Genomic DNA, 14,180 nt, shown 5'->3' on the forward strand with positions numbered 1-14,180 from the left:
GGCGCGGGCGTACGGGAAGGATGACATTAGTGCACGACGGCCTCGGGGGTGACGTGAGCCCGATGGTGTCGTTCTCGACTCGCTCGAGGCTCGGATCCACAGGCAGGTCATCGGGGCAGGACAGGAGAGAGGGAGATCTCGTCATCGTGGTAGGAGGTGTGGATCCTGTGGACAACCGGGTGTCCGTGCAGGCCAGGCCCACAACGCGCCGGTGGACGAGCGGTGGACCGCGTGTGGAGCGAGAGCGAGGTCCTGTTGACGACGGGTATGCCGTCCGCTCGCGTCCACCGGAACGTCCCGCCCCGTCCACGTCGCGAGGGTGGGTTGTCCACAGTCATCCACAGGGCCATGGGGATGAAAGGTTTGTCCAAGGTGCGGGGGTGTGGAGTTGTCCACAGACTTGTGCACAGCCCGTGGACGGCGGCATCGGGACGCGCCCCGCTCGTGCCAGGACGTCCGGCACGCGGCCGGGAGGTGTCGGGGAGATGACGGAGACCCCACAGGTGTGGATGAACCTGTGGACGACGGGTGGGACGACACCCGGGCCCGTCAGCGGGACTGCTGCTTGATCCGGTTCGTCAGCTCGGTGACCTGGTTGTAGATCGCTCGGCGCTCGGCCATGAGCTGGCGGATCTTCTTGTCGGCGTGCATCACCGTCGTGTGGTCGCGTCCGCCGAACTGCTGCCCGATCTTGGGCAGGGAGAGGTCGGTGAGCTCACGGCACAGGTACATGGCGATCTGGCGGGCCGTGACGAGCACGCGGGAGCGGGACTGTCCCTGGAGGTCCTCGAGGGTGAGCCCGAAGTACGCGGCCGTCTGCGCCATGATCGTCGCGCTCGTGATCTGGCTCGAGCTGTCGTGCGGGATGAGGTCCTTGAGGACGATCTCGGCGAGGGAGATGTCGACCGGCTGCCGGTTGAGGCTCGCGAACGCGGTGACCCGGATGAGGGCACCCTCGAGCTCGCGGATGTTGGTGCTGATCCGTGAGGCGATGAACTCGAGGACGTCGTCGGGGACGCTGAGCTTCTCCTGGGCGGCCTTCTTTCGCAGGATCGCGATGCGGGTCTCGAGGTCGGGGGGCTGCACGTCCGTCATGAGACCCCACTCGAAGCGGCTGCGCATCCGCTCCTCGAAGCCGCTGAGCAGCTTGGGGGGCAGGTCGCTGGTGATGACGACCTGCTTGTTGGCGTTGTGCAGGGTGTTGAACGTGTGGAAGAACTCCTCCTGCGTCTGCACCTTGCCCTGGAGGAACTGGATGTCGTCGATGAGCAGCACGTCGACATCGCGGTAGCGGCGCTGGAAGTTGGCGGCCTTGTCGTCGCGGATGCTGTTGATGAAGTCGTTGGTGAACTCCTCGGAGTTCACGTAGCGCACCTTGACGTGCGGGAAGAGGTTGCGGGCGTAGTGCCCGATCGCGTGCAGGAGGTGGGTCTTGCCCAGCCCCGACTCCCCGTAGATGAAGAGCGGGTTGTAGGCCTTGGCCGGCGTCTCGGCGACCGCGAGGGCGGCCGCGTTGGCGAACCGGTTGCTCGCGCCGATGACGAAGGTGTCGAAGGTGTACTTGGGGTTGAGCCGGGTCAGCTCGACCTGCTCGGGGACCGTGACACCCGGGCGCGGGCGCAGGGCTCCCGGGGAGCGGGTGTGCCCGACGGACCGGCCGGTGCGCGAGGAGTCACCGTCGTCGTCGTCCTCGACGAGGGCGATCCCGTCGAGCTCCGCGCGGCGCTCGGCGTGGCGCCCGTCGCCGTCGGTGCCCCCCAGCTCGCGTGGGTCGGTGGTCGTCGTGCCCGTGGGGCCGTCGGCCGGCGGGTCGAGGACGGGGATGTCGCCGAGCGAGGAGTCGACGGTGACCGCGAGGCGCACCGTGTGGCCGAGCTGGCTGCTCAGGGTCTCGGTGACCCGGTCGCGCAGGCGCGTCTCCACGATGTCCTTGGTGAAGTCGTTGGGGACGGCGATGAGCGCGGTCTCGTCGAGCAGGCCGACGAGCTTGGCCAGCGAAAGGAAGGCCCGTTGCTGGACGGGGATGCCGTCCGAGTCGAGGGCGTCCAGCGTCGTGCGCCAGATCTGGTCCATCCCCACGTCCGGCACCTGACCACTCTTCCTTCTGCTCGTTGTCGTGCGTGGCCCTGGAGATGTCCACAGAGTTGTCCACAGACTGTGGGTATGCCGGGTGACGCTAACAAGGGGGCGACGGTGCGGCAACCCGTGCGGCCCTCGAGAGCGATGTGTCCGTCGACCACGGCGTGTCGTGCTCGGACGGGCGCACCGTGAGGTGAGAGCATAGGCGGTTGCCCTGCTCCACGGCGTGCGGCGATGCGAGTTTGACCCGTACGGGCCCCCTCCCGTACCGTGGCATGGCCTGTTGGTGCGGCCACTGACGCCTGCCCACAGTCACTGAGCCAGCACCACCAGACTGCCCCGACCATGCAGGACCCGTGCCGTTTGGGTCCGTCCCGTGAGAAGAGTTCACCGTGAGCAAGCGTACGTTCCAGCCCAACAACCGCCGCCGGGCCAAGACCCACGGCTTCCGCCTGCGGATGCGCACCCGCGCCGGCCGCGCCATCCTCGGTGCCCGTCGCCGCAAGGGTCGCTCCGAGCTCTCCGCCTGAGGCCCCGGTGCTGCCGGCGCCGAACCGACTGCGAGAGCGATCGGACTTCGCGACGGCCATCCGTGCCCCCGGTGCGACACGAGCCGGATCGAGGATCCTCGTGGTGCACGCCAACGTGACCGACTCTCGTGCGGGACTCCCGCCGCGGGTCGGTTTCGTCGTGTCCAAGGGGGTCGGCAACGCGGTCGTCCGCAACCGGACCAAGCGCCGGCTGCGCGCCGCCGTCGCGACCGAGCTGACCGGCATACCTCGTGGTGCCGACGTCGTCGTTCGCGCCCAGCCGGCTGCTGCCCGGGCAACGTTCGCGGAGCTCTCCGAGGAAATGAAACCATTGCTGCACAAGGTGATTCGCCGACTCGAGGTCGCCAGATGACCCTCGGTCAGGTCGCTGCCAAGCCGCTCGTGTGGCTCGTGCGCGCCTACCAGCTGGTCCTCTCGCCGCTGACCCCGGCCACGTGCCGCTACTACCCCTCCTGCTCCGCGTATGCCGTGACCGCCCTGAGCCGGCACGGCCTGTTCCGCGGAACCTGGCTCACGATCCGTCGGTTGGGCAGGTGTCACCCCTGGACCCCCGGTGGCGTCGACCACGTGCCGCCGCTGCCGGGTCAGCCGAGTGACGAGGACCTGATCGCCCGCCACATCCCCCACGAGACCACCACCTGACCCACACACCCTGCAGCACGGTGTGGGCCCACCCCCGGCAGAGACGTCGGAACAACCGAAGGACAGCATGGGAGACTTCTTCAACACCCTGCTCCGCCCGATCGAGCTCCTCGTCGCGTGGATCATGTACGGCTTCCACCAGGCGTTCACGTCGATCGGCCTCGACCCCGCGTCGGGCCTGGCCTGGGGCCTGTCGATCATCGGGCTCGTCATCGTCATGCGAGCCGCCATGATCCCGCTGTTCGTCAAGCAGATCAACGCGTCGCGCAAGATGCAGATGATCCAGCCCGAGCTGCAGAAGATCCAGAAGAAGTACAAGGGCAAGAGCGACCCCGAGTCCCGCCAGGCGATGACCCAGGAGACGATGGCGCTCTACCGCAAGGAGGGCACCAACCCGTTCTCCTCGTGCCTGCCGATCCTCGTGCAGTCGCCGTTCTTCTTCGGCCTCTTCCGCGTCCTCAACGGCCTCGAGAAGATCTCGACGGGTGCGAACGAGCCGATCGGGCCGATCACCCGGACTGTCGCAGGTCAGGCGGAGTCCGCGACGCTGTTCGGTGCCCAGCTGTCCGACACCTTCCTCAGTGCCGACAACACGGCGACGTACATCGTCACGGTCATCCTCATCATCCTCATGTCGGCGACGACGTTCACGACGCAGCGCCAGCTGATGACCAAGAACATGCCGGCGTCGGCGCTGGACAACCCGTTCGCGAAGCAGCAGAAGCTCATCATGTACGTCATGCCGATCGTCTTCGCGGTCTCGGGCATCAACTTCCCGATCGGTGTCCTCCTCTACTGGTTCACCACCAACCTGTGGTCGATGGTCCAGCAGTTCTACGTCATCCGGAAGATGCCGGCCCCGGGGTCGGCGGCGGAGAAGGCCCTGCACGAGCGGCTCGCCAAGCGGGGGAAGCCGATCCCCGGCGAGGCCGAGCGCAAGGCCGCGGAGGCGGCCGAGGCCGAGGCTGCCGCGGAGCGCACCCGTCAGCGGGTCCAGCCCAAGGGCAAGAAGCGGGCGAAGAAGAAGGGCCCGGCCGGCGCCGCCACCGACAAGCCGGCCCAGGGCCCCACGGCCACGCCGGGTGATGCGCCCACGCAGGGTGACCAGCCCACACAGGCGGCCCAGGGCCCGCGGCTCGACAAGACTCCGCGAACCGACAAGGCAGCACGCGGCGCGAAGGCAGCGCGGACCGGCAAGAGCCCGCGAGCAGGCAAGGCCGCCCAGACCGAGAAGTGACCACCCACGGCCGCATCAGGTCCCTGACCTGCGACGATGCGGCTCCGGACCGGCGAACCACGACGTTCGCCGCCACGAGAGGAACCACCCGATGAGCGACACCAGCACCCCACGCGACCTGGCCGAGCAGGAGGAGTCGAGCGACTCCGTCGACGAGACCACCGCGTCGCCGACCTCGACCGAGGGCACCGACTCGGCCGAGACGGAGACCGTGACCGTCGGGAGCGGCGAGCACGCGCTTGCCTCGTCCGACCAGGTCGACAGCGACGCCGCCGAGGCCGGCGACGCCGACCACGCCGACGACTCATCCACGTCGACGGATGACGAGGACGGGGACGTCGCCGAGACGGCCCGCCGCGATGGCGACGAGGGCTCGGCCGCGCCCAGCGCCCCGGCCGACCTCGAGAAGGAGGGGGAGGTCGCCGCCGACTTCCTCGAGAACCTCCTCGACATCTGCGACCTCGACGGGGACATCGACGTCGACATCGACGGCGACCGCGCGGCCGTGGCCATCGTCGACTCCGAGGACGGTCGCGTCCCGCGCCGCCTCGTCGGCGACAACGCCAAGGTCCTCGACGCGCTCCAGGAGCTCACCCGCCTCGCGGTGCAGTCGGCCACCGGCCATCGCAGCCGGCTCATGCTCGACGTCGCCGGTCACCGCGCCGGACGTCGTGCCGAGCTGGTCGAGGTCGCCAAAGACGCCATCGAGGCGGTGCGGGAGTCCGGCGAGAAGACCGCGCTCGACCCGATGACCGCCTTCGAGCGCAAGGTCGTCCACGACGAGGTCCTCGCTGCCGGTCTCGTGTCCGAGTCCGAGGGCGTCGAGCCCCGTCGTCATGTCGTGGTCCTGCCCGCGTGAGCGATGTTTCACGTGAAACGGTGAGCGGCGAGCAGGACGACGCCCCCACCACACCCCCAGCCGCACCTTCGGGTGCGGCTGTGGTGTTCGGGGACCGTGCGCCGCTCGCCGACCGGTTCGTCGCGATCCTCTCCGACACAGGGGTGAGCCACGGGCTCATCGGTCCGCGCGAGGTGCCGCGGCTGTGGGAGCGTCACGTGCTCAACTGCGCCGTCATCGAGGACGCGTTTCCCGCGGCAGCCCGACTCGTCGACGTCGGTTCGGGAGCGGGGCTGCCGGGGATCGCGCTGGCGATCGCCCGTCCCGACCTCGACGTGCACCTCGTCGAGCCGATGCAGCGCCGGACCGACTGGCTCAGCGACACGGTGGCGCAGCTCGGGCTCGACAACGTCACGGTCCACCGCGGTCGGGCCGAGGAGCTCGTCGGTGTCGTCGCCGCACCCTGGGTTACGGCCCGCGCCGTGGCCCGCATCGCCAAGCTGGCGCGCTGGTGCGTCCCCCTGCTCGATGGACGCGGGACCCTCGTCGCCATGAAGGGCCGCTCCGCGCCGGAGGAGCTCGAGGCCGACCGGCGCGACCTCAACAAGCTGGGGCTCGTCGATGCCGCGGTTCGTCAGCACGGTGACTCCGTCCTGGACGAGCCGACGATCACGCTCGACCTCACCTTCGAGCCGCGGCCCGCCCGGAGCAAGGCCGCGAAGGCGGCGTCGAAGGCCCGCCGGGAGAAGCCGTCCCGCCCCACCTCCTGACCGGCGGGGACGCAGCACTGGCTCGCGGCCGGGCGGCTGAGCCACGCCGCGGTGGGGCGCCTGCCTCTCGAGACCGTGCCGTTCCGGTCGCACGCGGAGGCCTCGGCACGGGGCGTGCGAACGCGTTTCACGTGAAACATTGCGCCAAGAGCGCAACGACGGCCGCACCGGAGCGGCGTTTTGGTGTGTCGGTGGGTGCTCCTGTTGGATGGGGGTCCGTGACCGACGACCGTGAGGTGGATCTCCGACGATGGCAGTCGAGACCGAACGCCGCGTGACCCCTGGACTGGGCTTTCCCGCCCTGCCGGGACGCCCGACCGCCCCGTTGGGGTGGCCGCTCGACGACGGGGTGGCCCGCGGTGACGTTTCACGTGAAACATCCGACGCCGCCCCACTGGAGAGCGCCGCGGCCGAGAGTAACGCACGGTCGGAGGATGGGACGGCCGGGGAGGCCGACAGTGACGCCCCCATCCGTGACGACGCGCAGGGCTCCGTCATTGACGCCGGAGCGGACGACGTTTCACGTGAAACGGATGGTGACGCTCCCACCGCACCGACGCAGGGCATCCGGGGCGAGCACGTCGCAGACGCGCAGGCCGGAGCGGACGACGTTTCACGTGAAACGGACGACGCAGCCGCTACCGATGCGCCTGTCACCGACTCAGCCGCCACCGACCTCACGGAGGGCACGGAGGCCGAGCGGGCCGCCGACGCGCTCGCCAACGTCGCGCGTGAGGCGCACGACGAGGACCTCGCCGGCATACCCGCCGCGGGCAACGACACCCCGCTCGCCCAGGCGGTCGCCGCGGACGCGCGCAAGCGGATCAGCCTGACCGGCCGCGACCTGCCCCGCCCGGCGGCGACGCGCGTGCTCACCGTGGCCAACCAGAAGGGTGGGGTCGGCAAGACGACGACGACGGTCAACGTCGCCGCGGCCCTCGCCCAGGCCGGCGCCACCGTCCTCGTCATCGACCTCGATCCGCAGGGCAACGCCAGCACGGCCCTGGGCATCCCCCACCACGCCGAGGTGCCGAGCATCTACGACGTCCTCGTCGATGGCGACCCGCTGAGCACGGTCGTTCAGGCGTCCCCGGACATCCCCGGCCTCTGGTGCGCTCCGGCGACGATCGACCTCGCCGGAGCGGAGATCGAGCTCGTCTCGCTCGTCGCCCGCGAGACTCGGCTGGGCAAGGCCGTCCGGGCCTACGTCACCGAGGTCACCGAGCGCGGCGAGGCGCTGGACTACGTGTTCATCGACTGCCCGCCCAGCCTGGGCCTGCTCACCGTCAACGCCTTCGTGGCCGCGAGCGAGGTCTTCATCCCGATCCAGTGCGAGTACTACGCGCTGGAAGGGCTCTCGCAGCTGCTCAAGAACATCGAGCTCATCCGCGACCACCTCAACCCGACGCTGCACGTGTCGACGATCCTGCTGACGATGTACGACGGGCGAACGCGGCTGTCGGCACAGGTGGCCGACGAGGTCCGCAGCCACTTCCCCGACCAGACGCTCAAGGCCACCGTGCCGCGTTCGGTGCGCATCTCCGAGGCACCCAGCCATGGTCAGACCGTCATGACGTACGACCCCAACAGCAGTGGCGCCCTCTCGTACCTCGAGGCCGCGTCCGAGATGGCGGCGCAGAATGCCGCGGAGAAGAACGAGGAGCGCTCATGAGTGACAAGCGACGTGCCTTGGGTCGAGGTCTGGGAGCGCTCATTCCCCCGGGCGGCGCCGGAGTCGGTGCGACCCGTCCCACCGACGTGTTCTTCAAGGAGCGCCCCGACGTGACCTCGCCGCTCGAGACCGTCGAGCGCCCCGGCGCCGACGGGTCCGAGCCGACCCACTCGCCTGCCGACCACACGGACGCGAACGGGTCCGACCCGGCATCGTTGCAGGTCAGCGCCCTGAATGGGCAGCACACGACCCCCGCCGACCCGTCGGCACCGGTCGTGTCCGACGGCCCTGAGCTGGTGCCCGTTCCCGGCGCCCAGTTCGCCGACGTGCCCGTCGATGCCATCCGCCCCAACCCCCGCCAGCCGCGCACCATCTTCGACGAGGACGATCTCGCCGAGCTCGTCCACAGCATCCGCGAGATCGGGGTGCTCCAGCCGATCGTCGTGCGCCGCGTCCCCGAGGACGCCACCGACGTCCCCGAGGGCGTGCAGTTCGAGCTCATCATGGGCGAGCGCCGCTGGCGGGCCAGCCGTGAGGCCGGCAACACCACGGTTCCCACCATCATCAAGGCCACCGAGGACGACGATCTCCTTCGGGACGCCCTCCTCGAGAACCTCCACCGCAGCCAGCTCAACGCCCTCGAGGAGGCCGCCGCCTACCAGCAGCTCCTCGACGACTTCGGCTGCACCCAGGAGGAGCTCGCGACCCGGATCGGCCGCTCGCGCCCGCAGATCAGCAACACCCTGCGCCTGCTCAAGCTGCCCCCGATGGTCGCCCGCCGCGTCGCCGCCGGCGTCCTGTCCGCCGGTCACGCCCGCGCCCTGCTCGGCGTCGGGGACGGTGCCGCCATGGAGCGCCTGGCCCAGCGCATCGTCGCCGAGGGCCTCTCCGTCCGCTCCGTCGAGGAGATCGTCTCGCTCGGCGTCGAGGACGAGAAGCCCGCACGGCGTCGGCCGCGCGCCGGTGGACGCCACCCGCAGCTCGACGACATCGCCGCCGGGCTCTCGGACCGCCTCGAGACCCGCGTCGGCATCACGCTCGGCAAGTCCCGCGGCAAGGTCACCATCGACTTCGCCTCCGTCGACGACCTCAACCGCATCCTCGACGCCATGCACCTCCGCTCAACCGTCTGACTCCGCTCTCTCGCCGAGTCCTTCCGGGTCCGCTGCGCGCTCACACGCCTGTTCGCCGCTGTCCCATCCGCACTCGCGCGCTGCGCGCGCTCCTGCTCCCGCCAGGCCCAGCCGGCGGCGAACAGGCGTGTGCTCGCTCCGCTCGGACTGCGCGCCTCTCACCGATTGCGTTGGGGCAGAACGGTATTCGCTTCGCCTAACGCGAAGCCCCCGGCGCGTCTGCGCCGGGGGCTTCGTCGTGTCTGGGTCTCGTCAGCTGAGGAAGGGCTCGAGCTCGCGGAGGAGCTTCGGCTTCGGCATGGCGCCGACGATCGTCTTGACGATCTCGCCGTCCTTGTAGACGTGCATCGTCGGGATCGAGGTGATGCCGAGCTTGCCGGTGATGGCCGGGTTCTCGTCGGTGTTGAGCTTCACGACGTCAAGGGTGTCGGCGTGGTCACGGGCGATCTCCTCGAGGACGGGGGCGATCGCCTTGCACGGGCCGCACCAGGGCGCCCAGAAGTCGACGAGGGTGACCTTGCTGTTCTTGATGACGTCGGCGTCGAACGACGCGTCGTCGGTGGTGCGGGTGGCTCCCATGGCGGGGGTCCTTCCTGGGTTGTCGCGGTTCAGGGGGTGGGTGGGGGTCGGTGGGCAGGGTCAGGGCGCGATGAGGGCGGCGTCGCGGGCCGGGGCGCCGGCGTGCTCGGAGGCCGCGAGGAACCGCTCGGCGTCGAGCGCGGCGGCACAGCCGGAGCCGGCCGCGGTGATGGCCTGACGGTAGGTGTGGTCGACGAGGTCACCGCAGGCGAAGACGCCGGGAAGGTTGGTGCGCGTGGATCGGCCCTCGACGAGGACGTAGCCCTCGGCGTCCAGCTCGACGACGCCCTGGATGAGCTCGTTGCGCGGGTCGTGGCCGATGGCGATGAAGAGGCCGGTGACGTCCAGCTCGCTCGTCGCACCGGTCTGGAGGTCTCGCAGGGTGATGCCCGAGAGCTTGTCGCCGCCGTGGATGCTCGCGACCTCGCTGTTCCATGCGAAGCGGATCTTGTCGTTGGCGAGGGCACGCTCGGCCATGATCTTGGAGGCGCGCAGCTCGTCGCGACGGTGCACGATCGTCACGGTCCGGGCGAACTTGGTGAGGAAGGTGGCCTCCTCGACGGCGGAGTCGCCGCCACCGATGACGGCGATGTCCTGGTCGCGGAAGAAGAAGCCGTCGCAGGTCGCGCACCACGAGACGCCGTGGCCGGACAGGCGCTTTTCGTCGGGGAGCCCGAGCTCGCGGTAGGCGGAGCCCATGGCCAGGATGACCGACCGGGTGCGCCAGGTGCGGCCCTCCCCGTCGACGACGGTCTTGATCTCACCCTCGAGCGAGACCGACTCGATGTCGTCGGTGACGAGCTCGGTGCCGAAGCGCTCGGCCTGGGCGCGCATCTCGTCCATGAGGTCCGGACCCATGATGCCGTCGCGGAATCCGGGGAAGTTCTCGACCTCGGTCGTGTTCATCAGGGCGCCACCGGCGGTGACGGCTCCCTCGAAGAGCACGGGGTGGAGGTTGGCGCGGGCGGCGTACACCGCGGCGGTGTAGCCGGCCGGGCCGGAGCCGATGATGATGACGTTGCGGACGTCCTGGTCGTCGGTCGCGATCGCAGTCGCGTCGGCGGAGGAGCTCACGAACACCGTCCCTTGTGTCTGTCATGGAGGATCACCGCTACATACGGTGGTCTGGTCCAACCGATCCTAGGCGCTCGGTGTTCCCGACCCGCAGCCCGACCCGCGGTCAGGGCAGGGGGACCGGCCCGGCGAGCAGTGACGGGTTGCCGGTGGTGCACTCACGGCGGACGGCGTATGCCGTCCGCTCACCCTCCGTGGTCACGACGAGCACCGCCGCGGGTGCGCCGTCGACGCGGGCGAGCTCGACGTCGGCCGCCGTGTCGCGGGGCAGGCCCAGCGCCTCGAGGCAGGAGCGGACCCCGAGCTCGCTCCCGATGGGACCGATGGCGGGGGACTCCGCGGTGAGGGGGCCGGTCTCAGGGCTCACCTCCGGGCCGATGATCCGGGCTGCCACCTGGGTCGACAGGCTCGTCGAGGAGTAGTCGCGCTCCGAGAGCCGCACCACGACCGGACCGGGCAGCGTCACGGCCCCGGAGGTGTCGCGGTCCTGGCCCGAGTCGGCTCCTGCGGCCCCCTGGTCCTCGCTGCCGCCTCCGGCGGTCGACTCGCTGGCCGTGTCGCTCGTCGCGCCCCCCATGCCGAGCAGGTCGTCGGCGAGGACGCCTCCACCGACGACGAGGACGGCCGCCACGGCGAGCTTGCCTGCGTGCCGGGCCAGCCAGGAGCCGCGGGTCGGGCCGGTGGTTTCACGTGGAACGCCGTCCGAGTCCGGCGCCGCGGGTTCGACGTGAAGCGGGCCGAGGTCGGACAGGGAGGCGTGGATCCGGGCCACGAGGTCATCCGGCATCGGTCCGGGGTCGGGCATCGAGCGCAGCAGCTCGCGCATGCCCGTGGGGTCCGGCTCGTCGTCGCGCACGCTCACCACCCTCTCCTCGTTCCCGTACCTGGTCGGTCCACCGGAGTCGCGCGCTCGCAGGGGCGGGCCCAGCGGTGTCGTGAGTAGGACGTCATGGGCGCACCTCGGGTTCCCGCGTCGCCCCGAGCAGCTCCGCCAGCGCGGCCCGACCCCGGGCGCAACGGGACTTCACCGTGCCCTCCGCGACGCCGAGCGTCTGCGCGGCCTCGCTCACCGGCATACCGTGCATGTCGACGAGCACGAGGGCGAGCCGCTGGTGCTCGGGGAGCCGAGCGAGCGCCGCGCGGACGTCCATCCCGGTCTCGGCCTCGTCGTGCCGGTCGTGCGTGTCGGCGATGTCGAGGTCGGCGGCGTCCCCGGCCCGCCGCAGGACGTCGCGCTCGCGGCGCAGCCGGTCGAGGCAGGCGTTGACGACGATCCGGTGCAGCCACGTGGAGACCGCGGCGTCGCCGCGGTAGGACTCGGCCCGGCGGAAGGCGTTGACGAAGCCGTCCTGGACGCCGTCCGCGGCGAGCTCCCGGTCACCCGTCGTGCGCACGGCCACCGCCCAGAGCCGGTCGCGGTGTCGGCGGAAGATCTCCCCGAACGCGTCGGGGTCCCCGGCGACGTGGCGGGCCATGAGGTCGCGGTCCGGGGCGTCCTCCAGCCCGTCCATGTCAGTTGTTGACCTCGACCTCGCCGAGGATGGCGCGGAAGCGACCGCCGTCGTCGCGGGTGAGGCTCGTGAACCAGACGATGACGTACTGCCCGGTGGTTCCGGCGGGCACAGGGAAGGAGACGGTGCCGTTGGCCCCCGCCTTGGCGCCGACCTTCGTGGCGCCGTCGAGTGAGCGCTCGCCGCTGACGTAGACCTCGACGTCGGCGCGCAGGCCCAGGGTGAGGCTGATCGTGCGGGCGGCGACGTTGGGGCCGAGGTCGACGCTCACGCCGACCCCGCTCTTGAGACCACCGAGAGCCGCCGAGCCGTAGCCCTCCGACTGCCACGCCGTCGACCGGTCCCCGTCGAAGACGCGCGGGGCGCGGGTGCCGTTCTCCTTGCCGTCGCCCTCGGGGTCGAAGCCGTCGGCCGCGAGGATCTGGAGGGGCTCGCCGCTCGTCGCGGTGGCGCTCGCTGTCGGCCCTCCGCTGCTCGCCGAGGGGCGGGCGGAGGGGGATGGCGAGCTGCCGGGCACCCCGCCGAAGTCGAGGTCGGTGTTGGAGCCGATCTGCATGACGCCGCGGACGCCGATGACGAGCGCGAACACGAGGAAGGCAGCGACGATGCCGAGCGCGAGCCGGGACTCGCGGCGGTTGAGCGGCTGGGCAGGGACCAGGGGGGCCGGCGCCTCGAGGTGCGTGTCCCGGCCGGTGCCGGGGCGGACGCGGTCGCCGTCGGTGGCCAGTCCCGGGGCGTTGGGGGCGGTGATCCGCTCGCGGAACTCGCGGCGCTCGGCGGCCTTCTCGGCGGCGCGTTCGCCGACCTGGCGTCCGATCGTCCCGACCTTGGTGCCGGCCCGGTTGACCGCTCCGGCGACGACCGAGCTCGCACCGGCCAGCGCCGCGCCCGTCGCGGCGGCTGCCGCGGCGGCGCTCTCCGCGGCGCGCGCGCCGGTCGCCCGGGGCTCGTCCGCCGCGGGAGACCCGGGTGCGGCGGCATCGGCGTCGCCCCGGGGCACCGGGAGCGCCTCGGTCGCGGGCTGGGTGACCGGGATGGCCTCGGTCACCGCCCGGTCCGACCCCGGGCGCGGCATCACCCGGGTGGGCTCGTCGGCCTCGGGGTCGATCTCGTGCGTCTCGGTCTCGGAGTCGGCACCGGAATCGGCGCCGCCGACCGGGGCGGTGAGGGTCCTGGTGTCGTCGTTCCCGTCGTCCGCGGCCTCCGGAGGCGTCGCCACGGCCGGCGACAGGCCGGCGGGCGTGAGTGCGGGAGGCGCCGGCGGAGACGCCGTCGTGGACAGCCTGGGGTCCTGGGCCGCGGTCGTGGTGATGGTGGACCGGCCGGCGACCTGCCGGGAGGGCCACGGGGCGACCTGGCGGGCGAAGTCCCCGGGGGAGGTCGGTCCCTGGTCCTCGCCGAGGGTCAGCCGGCACAGCGTGTCGAGGTCGCGCGGCACCCCGGCGGCGATCTCGGACGGGGCGGCCACGCCACCGAGCACGCGCGGAGCGGACCCGAGCGAGGTCTGGCCGGCGCCGGGCCACAGTCCGGTGAGACCGGCATACGTCAGGGAGACGACGCCGACGGCGTCGCGACGGGAGGCGACCTCGGACTCGAGGTCGTCGAGCTCGGCGAGCGCCGCGCTCGTGGCCACGCCACGCAGCCGGACCTCGCCGTCGAGGGTGCGCAGCACGTCGTCGGGGCGGAGGTCGAGGTGGTGCAGCCCGCGCTGGCGGGCGGACTCGAGGGCGGTCGCGACCTCACCGACGATGCGCCGGACCTCGTCGGCGGGCAGGCCGCCGTCGTGGACGAGCTGGGTCAGGCTGCGCGCCTCGGCGCCGTCGGCCTCGACGACCCAGGCCAGGCCGCCCTCGCGGCCGACGTCGAGCACCCGCTGGAGGGTGGGCGCGTCGAGCCCGGCGGCACGGCGGGCGGCGTCGAGGAGGGCACTCGCGCGGTGGTCGCGCTCGGGGAGGCAGAGGACGACGACGGAGCGACCCAGGGTCGTGTCGTCAGCGGTCCAGCGCTCAGCACCGTGGCGCTGCTCGATCCTGCGCTGGGTGGTGTACCGCCCGTCGAGGGTGGTACCGGGTCCGACGCCCTCCAACGGGTGCC

14 protein-coding genes are annotated in these 14,180 nt (G+C 71.4%); 8 read left to right on the forward strand and 6 right to left on the reverse strand.

The window, feature by feature from the left end:
* Nucleotides 1-549 precede the first annotated feature (549 nt).
* Entirely contained in the window at nucleotides 550-2,073 is a 1,524-nt protein-coding gene (gene dnaA, locus AC3EU2_RS07585; protein WP_488179453.1) for a chromosomal replication initiator protein DnaA, read from the reverse strand.
* A 398-nt stretch (nucleotides 2,074-2,471) separates the two neighbouring features.
* Here dnaA and rpmH point away from each other — a divergent pair, with 398 nt between their 5' ends.
* From rpmH to AC3EU2_RS07625, 8 genes are all read left to right on the forward strand, one after another.
* Entirely contained in the window at nucleotides 2,472-2,609 is a 138-nt protein-coding gene (rpmH, locus tag AC3EU2_RS07590; protein WP_035938086.1) for a 50S ribosomal protein L34, read from the forward strand.
* Between the two features lie 7 nt (nucleotides 2,610-2,616).
* On the forward strand, nucleotides 2,617-2,982 hold the full coding sequence (gene rnpA, locus AC3EU2_RS07595) for a ribonuclease P protein component (RefSeq protein ID WP_488179100.1): 366 nt from the start codon (nucleotides 2,617-2,619) through the stop codon (nucleotides 2,980-2,982).
* Nucleotides 2,979-3,272, forward strand: a complete 294-nt coding sequence (yidD, locus tag AC3EU2_RS07600) for a membrane protein insertion efficiency factor YidD (protein WP_488179101.1) — start codon at nucleotides 2,979-2,981, stop codon at nucleotides 3,270-3,272. Before rnpA ends, yidD begins: the two co-directional genes overlap by 4 nt.
* 67 nt (nucleotides 3,273-3,339) lie before the next feature.
* Nucleotides 3,340-4,509 carry a membrane protein insertase YidC gene (gene yidC, locus AC3EU2_RS07605; protein WP_488179102.1) on the forward strand — a complete coding sequence of 390 codons (1,170 nt, stop codon included), beginning with the start codon at nucleotides 3,340-3,342 and terminating at the stop codon, nucleotides 4,507-4,509.
* A gap of 211 nt (nucleotides 4,510-4,720) precedes the next feature.
* The gene (locus tag AC3EU2_RS07610; protein ID WP_488179454.1) at nucleotides 4,721-5,368 is read left to right on the forward strand and encodes a Jag family protein; all 648 of its coding nucleotides are present in this window, start codon (nucleotides 4,721-4,723) and stop codon (nucleotides 5,366-5,368) included.
* 20 nt (nucleotides 5,369-5,388) lie between these two features.
* Nucleotides 5,389-6,117: a 16S rRNA (guanine(527)-N(7))-methyltransferase RsmG gene (rsmG, locus tag AC3EU2_RS07615; RefSeq protein ID WP_488179103.1), complete on the forward strand. Its 729-nt coding sequence runs from the start codon at nucleotides 5,389-5,391 to the stop codon at nucleotides 6,115-6,117.
* A gap of 250 nt (nucleotides 6,118-6,367) precedes the next feature.
* Nucleotides 6,368-7,789: an AAA family ATPase gene (locus tag AC3EU2_RS07620; protein WP_488179104.1), complete on the forward strand. Its 1,422-nt coding sequence runs from the start codon at nucleotides 6,368-6,370 to the stop codon at nucleotides 7,787-7,789.
* Complete coding sequence (locus AC3EU2_RS07625) at nucleotides 7,786-8,922, forward strand: ParB/RepB/Spo0J family partition protein (protein WP_488179105.1); 1,137 nt, start codon at nucleotides 7,786-7,788, stop codon at nucleotides 8,920-8,922. Before AC3EU2_RS07620 ends, AC3EU2_RS07625 begins: the two co-directional genes overlap by 4 nt.
* A 252-nt stretch (nucleotides 8,923-9,174) precedes the next feature.
* On the opposite strand, the gene trxA is transcribed toward AC3EU2_RS07625, so the two are convergent.
* From trxA to AC3EU2_RS07650, 5 genes are all read right to left on the reverse strand, one after another.
* Nucleotides 9,175-9,501, reverse strand: a complete 327-nt coding sequence (trxA, locus tag AC3EU2_RS07630; protein WP_488179106.1) for a thioredoxin — start codon at nucleotides 9,499-9,501, stop codon at nucleotides 9,175-9,177.
* Nucleotides 9,502-9,561: 60 nt separating this feature from the next.
* Nucleotides 9,562-10,581, reverse strand: a complete 1,020-nt coding sequence (trxB, locus tag AC3EU2_RS07635) for a thioredoxin-disulfide reductase (protein ID WP_488179107.1) — start codon at nucleotides 10,579-10,581, stop codon at nucleotides 9,562-9,564.
* A 100-nt stretch (nucleotides 10,582-10,681) separates the two neighbouring features.
* Nucleotides 10,682-11,431 (reverse strand): hypothetical protein, encoded by a 750-nt coding sequence (locus tag AC3EU2_RS07640; RefSeq protein WP_488179108.1) that lies wholly within the window; start codon nucleotides 11,429-11,431, stop codon nucleotides 10,682-10,684.
* A gap of 91 nt (nucleotides 11,432-11,522) precedes the next feature.
* Nucleotides 11,523-12,086, reverse strand: coding sequence for an RNA polymerase sigma factor SigM (gene sigM, locus AC3EU2_RS07645; RefSeq protein WP_035938101.1), 564 nt, complete (start codon nucleotides 12,084-12,086; stop codon nucleotides 11,523-11,525).
* A 1-nt stretch (nucleotide 12,087) separates the two neighbouring features.
* The gene (locus tag AC3EU2_RS07650; RefSeq protein WP_488179109.1) at nucleotides 12,088-14,172 is read right to left on the reverse strand and encodes a hypothetical protein; all 2,085 of its coding nucleotides are present in this window, start codon (nucleotides 14,170-14,172) and stop codon (nucleotides 12,088-12,090) included.
* Nucleotides 14,173-14,180 lie beyond the last annotated feature (8 nt).

Source organism: Knoellia sp. B-D-2 (assembly GCF_057714695.1).

Bases quoted from the DNA above. Each gene is read 5' to 3' on its own strand.
- dnaA (WP_488179453.1), bottom strand. From the start codon at position 2,073: ATGGACCAGATCTGGCGCACGACGCTGGACGCCCTCGACTCGGACGGC.
- yidD (WP_488179101.1), top strand. From the start codon at position 2,979: ATGACCCTCGGTCAGGTCGCTGCCAAGCCGCTCGTGTGGCTCGTGCGC.
- yidC (WP_488179102.1), top strand. From the start codon at position 3,340: ATGGGAGACTTCTTCAACACCCTGCTCCGCCCGATCGAGCTCCTCGTC.
- AC3EU2_RS07620 (WP_488179104.1), top strand. From the start codon at position 6,368: ATGGCAGTCGAGACCGAACGCCGCGTGACCCCTGGACTGGGCTTTCCC.
- AC3EU2_RS07625 (WP_488179105.1), top strand. From the start codon at position 7,786: ATGAGTGACAAGCGACGTGCCTTGGGTCGAGGTCTGGGAGCGCTCATT.
- trxA (WP_488179106.1), bottom strand. From the start codon at position 9,501: ATGGGAGCCACCCGCACCACCGACGACGCGTCGTTCGACGCCGACGTC.
- sigM (WP_035938101.1), bottom strand. From the start codon at position 12,086: ATGGACGGGCTGGAGGACGCCCCGGACCGCGACCTCATGGCCCGCCAC.